Here is an 11,516-nt window from a genome sequence, read left to right as displayed (position 1 = left end):
GTGGGGGCGAATTCATTCGCTGAGGGCAGCGTAGCTGCCCCCTGCAAGGCCGAAGGGCAGACCATCGGCCTGCTTGGCGAATGAATTCGCCCCTACAGGAGCATCGCAGAGCGTAGCCCGGATGAAATCCGGGGAAATGCTCAGCCCCGCTCCCGGATTCCATCCGATCTTCGAGAAAACGCTCTGATTTTCGCCCGAGCGCCTCGCCTGCATGTAGTGCGGACTGTTTTCCTGTGGGGGCGAATTCATTCGCTGAGGGCAGCGTAGCTGCCCCCTGCAAGGCCGAAGGGCAGACCTGCGGTCTGCTTAGCGATTGAAATCGCCCCCACAAGAAACGGGCAGGGGCGATTTGCTGATCAGTTACTGATCAACCCCAGGATGCTCGCCTGGTAGGCGGCGACGAAGGTGTCGAAGTCAACTTCCGGTTCGGCTTCCAGCCGCGCCTGTTCTGCCAGGGATTCCCGGGCCAAGGCTTCGAAACGGGCCTGGTCTTCCGCGCTCAGCGGCTGGCTGCGGAAGTGTTCGGCATGGCGGCGGCTCTGGCGCACGGAGAACTGGCTGAAGCTTTCGCCGCGCTGGCGCAGTTCGGCCAGCACCTGTGCCGAGGGGGTCAGCTCCGGATCGGCGACCTTGGCGCGCTGGGCGGCCAGGGCGACGGCATGTTCCTGACCGTCGTGGGCGGCATCCAGCAGCTCGGCGGTGCGATTGATGCGGTCGAGCAGCTCAAGGGCCCATTCGGTCAGGTCGACGGCGTGGCCGTGGCGCTGCAGTTGCAGACCCGGACGGCGGCCTTCCTTGACCACCCGCTGGAAGTTGTCGGTGGCGCCGCGGCATTCCTCGCCCGCCATCGGCGGGCTGTCCTGCAGGGCACAGAACAGCAGGAAGGCGTCGAGGAAACGCGCCTCTTGCAGGTCGATGCCCAGCGGCAGGAAGGGGTTGATGTCCAGGCAGCGTACCTCGACGTACTGCACGCCACGGGCCATCAGCGCCTGGATCGGGCGTTCGCCGGTGTAGGTGATGCGCTTGGGCCGGATGCTCGAGTAGTACTCGTTCTCGATCTGGATCACGTTGGTGTTCAGCTGCACCCACTCGCCATTCTGCTTGGTGCCGATCTCGGCGTAGGGCGGGTAGGGCGTGGACACCGCCTGGCGCAGGCTCGACAGGTAGCTGTCGAGGCTGTTGTAGCAGGGCGTGAGGCCGGACTGGGCGTTGTTCTGGTAGCCCAGGTCGCTCATCCGCAGGCTGGTGGCATACGGTAGGTAGAGGGTGTCGGCGTCGAGGCTGTCGAGGTCGTGGGGGCGGCCGCGCAGGAAGCTCCTGTCCAGGGCCGGCGCGGCGCCGAACAGGTACATCAACAGCCAGCTGTAGCGGCGGAAGTTGCGGATCATCGCGATGTAGCGCGCCGACTGGTAGTCGCGCTCGCTCTGCGGATCGCCCTCGGCCTGCTTGAGCAGCGGCCAGAGGGCCTCGGGCAGGGAGTAGTTGTAGTGGATGCCGGCGATGCACTGCATGGTCTTGCCATAACGCACGGCGAGGCCCTTGCGGTAGACGTACTTCAGGCGGCCGATGGGCGAACTGCCATAGCGGGCGATGGGGATAACTTCCTCACCCGGCAGGCGGCAGGGCATGGAGGCGCTCCAGAGCAGTTCGTCGCCGAGCTTGTCGACGGTGAATCGATGGACTTTCTCCAGGTCCGCCAGGGTCGCCGCCGGGTCGGGCTCGGCAGGAGTGATGAACTCCAGCAGGGATTCCGAATAGTCGGTGGTGATCTGCGCATGGGTCAGGGCCGAGCCCAGGGCGGGGGAGTGCGGCGTCAGCGCCAGTTGGCCATTGCCTTCGACCCGCAGGCATTCACGCTCGATGCCGTGCAGGCAACGGGTGAGCAGGGGCAGGTTGGCGCGCTCGCCGAGCAAGGCCAGGCGGCGGGAAAGAAGATCGCTCAATTTGGAATCCTTCACGCGTCGGTCGCCCCAATATGGGGGTGGACCAAGCTGTCTACAAGAGGCGGACTTCGCCGCCGGCAGAAATACTTTTCCCACCGGCGGCTCGCGTTGTCGCTTCGTCCAGAATAGAGCTTTGTCGCCACCCCGCGGTTACAGCTGAGCGAAGGTGCCTTGTCCCCGGGCGACCAACTTGTCGCCTTGCAGCACATCGGCCTCCACCACCAGGGTGCGCGTGCCGGCGTGCAGCACCCGTGCCTTGCAGATCACCTCGCCCTCGGCCACCGGCCGAATGTAGTTGATCTTGCATTCCAGGGTGGCGCTGCGCCGGTCGAAGCCATGGGAGCTGGAACAGGCCAGCCCCATGGTGATGTCCAGCAAGGAGAAGATGGCGCCGCCGTGCATCATCTGGGCGCGGTTGCGCAGGTGCTCGTCCATGGGCAAGCGCGCCTCGGCGACGCCGTCCCCCAGGCTCAGCGGTTCGATGCCCAGCAGCTTGCTGTAAGCGCTGGCGGCCTGCAGGTTGGCGAGGTCCATGGTCACTTCTTCTTGATCTGTTTGGCGTTGGCGAACAGCGAAGCCATGGCGCCGTTGCTCGGCGGCGGTGCGCTTTGGCGCGGCGCGCCCTGTTGCTGGCGCGGCTGGCCGCCCTGGCGGGAACCGCCGCCGCGCGGGCCTTCGACTTTCTCGCCGGGGGTGTCGCCCATGCGCATGGACAGGCCCACGCGATTACGCGGGATGTCCACTTCCATGACCTTCACGCGGACGATGTCGCCGGCCTTGACTACTTCGTACGGGTCCTTGACGAACTTCTCCGACAGCGCGGAGATGTGCACCAGGCCGTCCTGGTGCACGCCAATGTCGACGAAGGCGCCGAAGTTGGTGACGTTGGTCACCACGCCTTCCAGCACCATGCCGGGCGTGAGGTCTTTCAGGCTCTCGACGCCTTCCTGGAACTCGGCGGTCTTGAACTCCGGGCGCGGGTCGCGGCCGGGCTTGTCCAGTTCCTTGAGGATGTCGGTGACGGTGGGCAGGCCGAAGGTCTCGTCGGTGAACTTGGCCGGGTCCAGGCGCTTGAGGAAGCCGGAGTCGCCGACCAGCGAGCGGATGTCGCGGCCGGTACCTTCGGCGATGCGCTGCACCAGCGGGTAGGTCTCCGGGTGCACGGCAGAAGCGTCCAGGGGGTTGTCGCCGTTCATCACGCGGAGGAAGCCGGCGGCCTGCTCGAAGGTCTTCTCGCCCAGGCGGCTGACCTTCTTCAATTCGTTGCGAGTCTTGAAGGCGCCGTTGGCGTCACGGTAGGCGACGATGTTCTGCGCCAGGGTCGCGTTGAGGCCGGAGATGCGCGCCAGCAGGGCGGCGGAGGCGGTGTTGACGTCCACGCCCACGGCGTTCACGCAGTCCTCGACCACTGCGTCCAGGCTGCGTGCCAGCTGCAGCTGGGAGACGTCGTGCTGGTACTGGCCGACACCGATGGATTTCGGGTCGATCTTCACCAGTTCGGCCAGCGGGTCCTGCAGGCGGCGGGCGATGGACACCGCGCCACGCAGGGACACGTCCAGTTCGGGGAATTCCCTGGCCGCCAGTTCGGAGGCCGAGTACACCGAAGCGCCGGCTTCGCTGACCATGATCTTGGTCATCTTCAGCGCCGGGAATTTCTTGATCAGCTCGATGGCCAGCTTGTCGGTCTCGCGACTGGCAGTGCCGTTGCCGATGGCGATCAGGTCGACAGCGTGCTTGGCGCAGAGCTTGCCGAGGATGGCCAGGGTCTCGTCCCACTTGTTGTGCGGCACGTGGGGGTAGACGGTGGCGGTGTCCAGGAGCTTGCCGGTGGCGTCGACCACTGCCACCTTGCAGCCGGTGCGCAGGCCCGGGTCCAGGCCCAGGGTGGCGCGCGGGCCGGCCGGGGCGGCCAGCAGCAGGTCATGCAGGTTGCGGGCGAAGACGTTGATGGCCTCGCCCTCGGCGGCCTCGCGCAGCTCGCCGAGCAGGTCGGTTTCCAGGTGGGTGTAGAGCTTGACCTTCCAGGTCCAGCGCACCACCTCGGCCAGCCACTTGTCGGCGGCACGGCCCTGGTTGGAGACGCCGAAGCGCTCGCCGATCATCCCTTCACAGGGATGCATGGTGCCGGGCTGCTCTTCGCCGACTTTCAGGGCGATGCTCAGCACGCCTTCGTTGCGCCCGCGGAAGATCGCCAGGGCGCGGTGCGAAGGCATGCCCTTGAGGTTCTCGTCATGCTCGAAGTAGTCGCTGAACTTGGCGCCTTCCTGTTCCTTGCCGGCCACCAGGCGAGCGCTGAGGGTAGCGTTGTCCTTGAGGAAACCGCGCAGGCTTGCGAGCAGGGTGGCGTCTTCGGCGAAGCGCTCCATGAGGATGTACTTGGCGCCTTCCAGCACCGCCTTGACGTCGGCGAAGCCCTTCTCGGCGTCGATGAAGCGCTCGGCTTCCGCCTCGGGCGACAGGCCCGGGTCATTGAACAGCGCGTCGGCCAGTTCGCCGAGGCCGGCCTCCAGGGCGATCTGGCCCTTGGTGCGGCGCTTCTGCTTGTAGGGCAGGTAGAGGTCTTCGAGGCGGGTCTTGGTGTCGGCCAGCTTGATCTCGCGGGCCAGTTCCGGGGTCAGTTTGCCCTGCTCCTCGATGCTGGCGAGGATCGCGGAACGGCGGTCTTCCATTTCGCGCAGGTAGCGCAGGCGCTCTTCCAGATTGCGCAGCTGGGTGTCGTCGAGGCTGCCGGTGACTTCCTTGCGGTAGCGGGCGATGAAAGGCACGGTGGAGCCTTCGTCCAGCAGTGCCACTGCGGCGGCGACCTGTTGCGGGCGCACGCCCAGCTCTTCAGCAATGCGGTTGTTGATGCTATCCATTGAAAAACACCTGCATGGGCGGCAGCCGGGGGGCGGGCCACGGGGGCTACCGCGGAAAAACAGAACGGCGAGCAAGGGCTCGCCGGTGATGAAAGGCGCCGCATTATAAACACCGAGTTCTGCAGGGTAGGGAACCGTTCGGGGAAAAATCTGCTAACAATGGGCAAGCCGCCGCGTGCCGCCAGCAGGTGATAATGCGCGGCTTGCAAACAGGAGAAATCATGAGCAGCAACTCGACCGCTGAAGGCGAAAAGATCCTCATTGTCGACGACGATGCCCGTCTGCGGCGCCTTCTGGAGCGCTTCTTCGACGAGCAAGGCTTCCGCGTGCGCGCGGTGGAGAACGTCGAGCAGATGGACCGCCTGCTGGCTCGCGAACTCTTCAACCTAGTGGTGCTGGACCTGATGCTGCCGGGCGAGGATGGTCTGTCCGCCTGTCGTCGCCTGCGCGCGTCCAACAACCAGGTGCCGATCATCATGCTCACCGCCAAGGGCGATGAGACCAGCCGCATCCAGGGGCTTGAGCTGGGCGCCGACGACTACCTGGCCAAGCCGTTCAATCCCCGCGAGCTGCTGGCGCGGATCAAGGCGGTCCTGCGCCGCCAGGCGCCCCAGGTGCCGGGTGCGCCGGCCAGCGAGGAAGAGAGCGTCAGCTTCGGCGAGTACGAGCTGTCCTTGGCCACCCGCGAGCTGAAACGCGGCGACGAGGTGCAGATGCTGACTACGGGCGAGTTCGCCGTGCTCAAGGCCCTGGTCCAGCACGCCCGCGAGCCCTTGACCCGCGACAAGCTGATGAACCTGGCCCGGGGCCGCGAATGGGACGCCCTGGAGCGCTCCATCGACGTGCAGATATCCCGCCTGCGCCGGCTGATCGAGCCGGACCCTTCCAAGCCGCGCTATATCCAGACCGTCTGGGGCGTCGGCTACGTGTTCGTACCCGATGGCAACAAGTGATCGTGCGGCGGGCGTACCCGCCGCCGGGCAACCCAGGGTGGTCATGAGAACGCCCTACTGGTTCCCGCAGAGCTTCTTCTCGCGCACCCTCTGGCTGGTGCTCATCGTCGTGCTGTTCTCCAAGGCGCTGACCCTGGTCTACCTGATGATGAACGAGGACGTGCTGGTGGATCGCCAGTACAGCCACGGCGCCGCGCTGACCCTGCGCGCCTACTGGGCCGCAAGCGAAGAAGAACGCCACGATCTGGCCAAGGCCGCCGGCCTCAAGCGGGTGACCCGTGACGCCGTGCCGGCCAGCGAGCAGCATTGGCCCTACAGCGAGATATTCCAGCGCCAGATGCAGGCCGAGCTCGGCCCGGGCACCGAAGTGCGCCTGCGCGCCCAGAGCCCGCCGGCGCTCTGGGTCCACGCCCCGGAGCTGGGCCCGGACTGGGTACGCATCCCGCTTTATCCACACCCCTTGCGCGGCCAGCGCATCTGGAGCGTGCTCGGCTGGTTCCTCGGCATCGGCCTGCTCTCCACCGCCGCCGCCTGGATCTTCGTGCGCCAGCTCAACGCCCCGCTCAAGCGCCTGGTCTTCGCCGCCCGCCAGGTCGGCCAGGGGCGCAGCGTGCGCCTGCCGGTGAGCGATACGCCGAGCGAGATGGCCGAGGTGTACCGCGCCTTCAACCAGATGGCCGAGGACGTCGAACGCGGCGCCCGCGAGCGCGAGCTGATGCTGGCCGGCGTTTCCCACGACCTGCGCACGCCGCTGACGCGCCTGCGCCTGTCGCTGGAGCTGATGAGCAACGACTCCGAGCTGACCGAGGACATGGTCCGCGACATCGAAGACATGGACGCCATCCTCGACCAGTTCCTCGCCTTCATCCGCGACGGCCGTGACGAGCGGGTGGAAGAGCTGGACCTGGGCGAACTGGTGGAAGAAGTGGTGGCACCCTACAACCAGCAGGAGGAGCAGGTGCGCCTCTGCCTCGAACCGCTGCCGCACTTCCCGCTGCGGCGCGTGTCGATCAAACGGCTGCTGGTGAACCTGATCGAGAACGCGCTGCGATATGGTGGTAACGGCGTCGAAGTTGCGGCCTTCCTCGCCGGCGACAACGCGGCGCCCTACGTGGTGCTCAGTGTCCTCGATCGCGGCGTCGGCATCGACCCCGCGGAACTGCAGGACATCTTCAACCCCTTCATCCGCGGCGACCGCGCCCGCGGCGGCAAGGGCACCGGCCTGGGGCTGGCGATCGTCAAGCGCATCGCCGCCCAGCACGGCGGCAGCGTCGAACTGCGCAACCGCTCCGGCGGTGGCCTGGAGGCGCGGGTCTGCCTGCCGCTGGGTCTGCTACTGCCGCGCGACGCGGTGTAGGTTCCTACGAAAACGGCCTGCGCTTCGGCCATGCGTCGTTAGAAATCGGCTCGGCCTGCTCATTAACAGTCGTTAACTCCGCGTCCTCGCCGATTTCTGCCTAGCCTGGCCATTGCTCGGCGCGTTTTCGTACGGAACGGGATACCGCAAGGGTCCCGGTGGGGCGCTTCCCTCCCTGAAATCCCTTCGGTCACTGATTCGTGCCTGCCATCGGTGGTGATGCCAGGGCGCCATATTTCGGCGTACGCTGGGCCGGCGCTGGGCTATCCTCAGCTTGCGCACCGACATGAGGTCAGTATGCCAGCCGCTTCCTTCCGACTGCCCCAATGGACCTGGTGGTTGCCCTTGCCGCTGCTGCATCTGGCCACCTGGATCTCCCTGGCGACCCAGGCCTCCAGCGGCCTGGCCGTCTGGTACCTGCCCTTTGCCCTCGGCCTGGTGTTCTGCCTCTGGTGGGGCGCCCGGGTGTTGCCCGCCATTTATTTCAACGCCCTGCTCAGCGTGTCTCTATGGCATATGGACTGGCACTGGGCGGCGCTCTATGCGCTGCCAGAAACCCTCAGCGTCGCGGTGGGCTGGTGGTCGCTCAGGCGCGCCGGTTGCCATGCCGACCTGCGGGACTTCCGCGAGTTGCTGCGCTTCATGCTCTACGGCGTGCTGTTGCCGGTCAGCTTGCTGGTCTATGGCGAACAGGCAGCCCTGTTGCTGAGCGGCAGTCCCGCCAAGGACAGTTGGGGCAATGCCGCCCTGCTGGTCTGGCCCGGCGCCAGCCTGACCACCCTGGCCGTCAGCCTGCCGCTGCTGACCTACCTGACGCCGCTATTCAGCCGCCGTGGCTGGGTGCCCGAGCCGGTGGAGGCGCTGCCGGAAACCCTGCACCGCCTGCCGCCCTGGCCGCTGCTGCTGGCCCTCGCGTTGCTGATTCCCTGGTTGCTGACCGTGGTGCCGCTGATCGTCACCCTGCCGCCCATCGGCCTGATGATGCTCGGCCTGGCGCTGGTCTGGGGCTTCCCGGGCGCCCTCTGCGGCGCCGGTCTCACCGCAGTGACCGTCCTTGCCATCCCGGCGCTGCGCCAACTGGGCGGCAGCACCTTGGCGGACCCGCAGTCGGGCATCGAGCTGTACTTCAGCGTGCTGCTGCTGACGATGTCCGCCCTGCTGGTGGGCCGCAGCCTCAGCGACCTGCGCCTGGCCCTCGGCCGCCGCGACGAAATGCAGAAGGAGCTGGCCCTGACCAACCTGGCCCTGCAGGCCAGCCCCCTGGGGGTGACCATTGCCGACGCGCGCCAGCCCGACCAGCCGCTGATCTACTGCAACCCGGCCTTCGAACAGATGAGCGGCTACGCGCGCGAGGAGGTCCTCGGCAACAACTGGCGCTTCCTGCTGCACCACGACCGCAACCAGTCCGAGCTGCCGCGCCTGCAGGACGCCCTGCAACGCGGCGAGCAATGTCACCTGGTGCTGCGCAACTATCGCAAGGACGGCAGCCTGTTCTGGAACGAGATCACCGTGGCGCCCATGCGCGACGGCCAGGGCATCAGCCACTTCGTCGCCCTGCAGCACGACGTCAGCAGTCGCGAGATGCTGGCCGAGGAGCTGGATACGCGCCGCGAGGAACTGCTGCGCCAGACCCACCTGCTGAACCAGACCGAGGCCATCGCCGACATCGGCAGCTGGGTACTGGAAATCAGCTCCCTGAAGATGGCCTGGAGCGAGGGTAGCTTCCGCATCTATGAACTGGACCCCGGCGTCGGCGCTCCCAGCCTGGGGCAGATGCTGAGCTTCTTCGACCCCGCCAGCCGCGCCTTGCTGGAAGACACCCTGGAACACTGCCTGCGCAGCGCCGAACCCTTCGACGTCGAGTTGCGCATGCAGGGCGCCCGGGGCACTTCGCGCTGGCTGCGGATCAAGGGCCTCGCCGAGCACGACGGCGACCAGGTGATCCGCATCTATGGCGCCATGCTCGACCTGACCAGCCAGAAGCGCGCCGAACGCCTGCAGCACGAACGCGACAAGCACCTGCACCTGTTCTTCGAAGCCCCGCTGATGGGCATGGCCCTGTGCACCCCGGACCAGCGTTGGGAAGAGGTCAACTACAAGCTCTGCAGCATCCTCGGCCGCTCCCGCGACCAATTGCGCGGCGTCGACTGGATGAGCATGACCCTGGCCGAGGACCGCGCGGCCGAAGAGGCCCTGCTGGAAGAGGTGCGCAGCGGCAAGCGCGACGGCTACGAGCTGGACAAACGCTTCATGAAAGGCTCCGGCGGCACCGTGCATGCGCGGGTCAACGTGCGCGGCGTACGCGATCTGGATGGCCAGCTCTACGCCCTGTTGGCGCTGGTGGAAGACATCAGCGCCCGGCACGAGGCCGAAGCGCGTTACCGCACCCTGGTGGAGCACGCGCCCGAGGCGATCCTGGTGTTCGATCCGCAGCACGGCATAGTCGAGGCCAACGAGAACGCCGCGCGCCTGTTCGGCCTGTCCCGCGAGCAGCTCAACGGTCATATGCCCACCACCTTCAGCCCGCCGTTGCAGGCCGACGGCCGGTCGTCGCGGGAGGTGGGCAACGCCCACACCCGCGCGGCACTCAAGGGCGACACGCCCACCTTCGACTGGCTGATGCGCGATGTGAACGGCCGCGTCCGCCCCTGTGAGGTGCGCCTGGTGCGCCTGCCCGGCGAAGGCCGGCCGCTGATCCGCCTGAGCATCACCGATATCTCCGAGCGTCAGCGCTACCAGCGCGAAATCGAACGCCTGGCCTACAGTGACGAGCTCACCGGGCTGCCCAACCGACGGCTGCTGCTCGATCGCCTGCAGCACGCCATGGCCCGCGAGATGCGCGAAGCACGCTGCGGCGCGTTGCTGTTCATCGACCTGGACCACTTCAAGACAGTCAACGACAGCCTCGGCCACCCGGTGGGCGACGCCCTGCTGCGGGAAGTCACCGCGCGCCTGGCCGGCTGCCTGCGCAACGAGGACACCCTGGCGCGCCTCGGCGGCGATGAGTTCGTGGTGTTGCTGGAGGCCCTGGCCGACACCCCGGAACAGGCCGGCAAGCTCGCCGCCGAGGTGGGCGACAAGCTGCTGCAGAGCCTGCACGGCAGCTACATCATCGGCGAGCATGAACTGGTGGTCAGCGCCAGTATCGGCATCGCCCTGCACCCCTTTGCCGAGCAGGGCGCGGCGGATGTGCTCAAGCAGGCGGATACGGCGATGTACCGGGCCAAGCAGTCCGGGCGCAACGCCCTGCACTTTTTCGCCCCGGAAATGCAGGCGGCCATCGACCAGCGCCTGCAGTTGCAGAGCGAACTGCGTCAGGCCATCGACCGCAACCAGCTGAGCCTGGAATTCCAGCCGCAGCTCGCCCTGGCAGACGGCCGGGTGATAGGGGCCGAGGCGCTGATGCGCTGGCGTCACCCCATCCGGGGCGAGATACCGCCGGCGCAGTTCATCCCTTTGGCGGAAGAGACCGGACTGATCATCGAGCTCTCGGACTGGATGCTGGAGCGCGCCTGCGGCTGCCTGGCCCGCTGGCAGGCGGAATGGCCCTGGCTGGTGCTGGCGATCAACGTCAGCCCGCGCGAGCTGCGCAAGCCCGGCTTCGTCGAACGCATCAGCAACGCCCTGCAGCGCTATGGCGTGCCGGCCGGGCGCCTGGAGCTGGAAATCACCGAAGGCAGCCTGCTGGAGGACGTGGAGCAGTGCATTGCCGCCATGCAGGCACTCAAGACGCTGGGCGTGCGCTTCGCCATCGACGATTTCGGCACCGGCTACTCATCCCTCGCCTACCTCAAGCGCCTGCCCCTCGACCGCCTGAAGATCGACCGCAGCTTCGTCGACGGTCTGGCCAGGGAGGCCAGCGACCTGGCCCTGGTGGAAACCATCCTGGCCATCGGCCGCAATCTGGGCCTGGAGTGCATAGCCGAGGGCATCGAAAGCGAAGAGCAACTGACCATGCTGCGCCAGCGTGGTTGTGAGTTGGCCCAGGGCTACCACTTCAGTCGGCCGCTGGACGAGGCGGGCTTCCAGAACTGGATTCGCGCGCGCGAAGGTTCGCAGGTGATGGAGAGGAGCCTGTAGTACAGGCTGTGGGTGCAGCATCTTGTAGGGGCGAATTCATTCGCCAAGGGCTGCGCAGCGGCCCGATTCACCCTTCCAGGGCAGCCCTTCGGCCTGCTTGGCGAATGAATTGGCTATGTCTGCATTAAGTGTTGCTAGAAGGTCCTGAGCCAAGCAGCTTTTCGAGCCGGCTTGTAGTTTCTGTTTCGCCTCCCGGCGAGTCTCTTTTGGCAGTCGTCGGAATGCCGCACCACCCAAAAGAAACCAAAAGGGCTTGCCCCTACATCCGGCCCGGCTGCGCCGGGTCCCCTCGCTCCATCATTGCTCCGGGGGCCCGGCGTGAGGG

At 66.7% G+C, this 11,516-nt stretch carries 6 protein-coding genes; 3 read left to right on the top strand and 3 right to left on the bottom strand.

Annotation, left to right across the window (positions count from 1 at the left end):
- Nucleotides 1-356: 356 nt before the first annotated feature.
- The 3 genes from gshA to E8F11_RS08320 form a co-directional block, all read right to left on the bottom strand.
- A complete protein-coding gene (gene gshA / locus E8F11_RS08330) occupies nt 357-1,943 on the bottom strand; it encodes a glutamate--cysteine ligase (protein WP_280288370.1) in 1,587 nt (528 codons plus the stop codon).
- A 150-nt stretch (nt 1,944-2,093) separates the two neighbouring features.
- Nucleotides 2,094-2,477: a PaaI family thioesterase gene (locus E8F11_RS08325; protein WP_280288369.1), complete on the bottom strand. Its 384-nt coding sequence runs from the start codon at nt 2,475-2,477 to the stop codon at nt 2,094-2,096.
- 2 nt (nt 2,478-2,479) lie between these two features.
- Complete coding sequence (locus E8F11_RS08320; protein WP_280288368.1) at nt 2,480-4,801, bottom strand: Tex family protein; 2,322 nt, start codon at nt 4,799-4,801, stop codon at nt 2,480-2,482.
- Nucleotides 4,802-5,022: 221 nt separating this feature from the next.
- Here E8F11_RS08320 and ompR point away from each other — a divergent pair, with 221 nt between their 5' ends.
- The 3 genes from ompR (at nt 5,023) to E8F11_RS08305 (ending at nt 11,191) form a co-directional block, all read left to right on the top strand.
- Nucleotides 5,023-5,754, top strand: a complete 732-nt coding sequence (gene ompR / locus E8F11_RS08315) for a two-component system response regulator OmpR (protein ID WP_280288367.1) — start codon at nt 5,023-5,025, stop codon at nt 5,752-5,754.
- Between the two features lie 43 nt (nt 5,755-5,797).
- On the top strand, nt 5,798-7,111 hold the full coding sequence (locus tag E8F11_RS08310; protein ID WP_280288366.1) for an ATP-binding protein: 1,314 nt from the start codon (nt 5,798-5,800) through the stop codon (nt 7,109-7,111).
- A 297-nt stretch (nt 7,112-7,408) separates the two neighbouring features.
- Nucleotides 7,409-11,191, top strand: coding sequence for an EAL domain-containing protein (locus tag E8F11_RS08305; RefSeq protein ID WP_280288365.1), 3,783 nt, complete (start codon nt 7,409-7,411; stop codon nt 11,189-11,191).
- Nucleotides 11,192-11,516 lie beyond the last annotated feature (325 nt).

Source organism: Pseudomonas sp. BN417, assembly GCF_029871205.1.
Classification (GTDB): domain Bacteria; phylum Pseudomonadota; class Gammaproteobacteria; order Pseudomonadales; family Pseudomonadaceae; genus Metapseudomonas.
Note: the sequence above shows the minus strand (reverse complement) of the source record. Positions and strands in the feature narration are given on the sequence as shown.

What these genes read in the sequence shown, in the direction of transcription:
- E8F11_RS08320 (WP_280288368.1), bottom strand. Translation starts at nt 4,801, where the DNA reads ATGGATAGCATCAACAACCGCATTGCTGAAGAGCTGGGCGTGCGCCCG.
- E8F11_RS08310 (WP_280288366.1), top strand. Translation starts at nt 5,798, where the DNA reads ATGAGAACGCCCTACTGGTTCCCGCAGAGCTTCTTCTCGCGCACCCTC.
- E8F11_RS08305 (WP_280288365.1), top strand. Translation starts at nt 7,409, where the DNA reads ATGCCAGCCGCTTCCTTCCGACTGCCCCAATGGACCTGGTGGTTGCCC.
- E8F11_RS08325 (WP_280288369.1), bottom strand. Translation starts at nt 2,477, where the DNA reads ATGGACCTCGCCAACCTGCAGGCCGCCAGCGCTTACAGCAAGCTGCTG.
- ompR (WP_280288367.1), top strand. Translation starts at nt 5,023, where the DNA reads ATGAGCAGCAACTCGACCGCTGAAGGCGAAAAGATCCTCATTGTCGAC.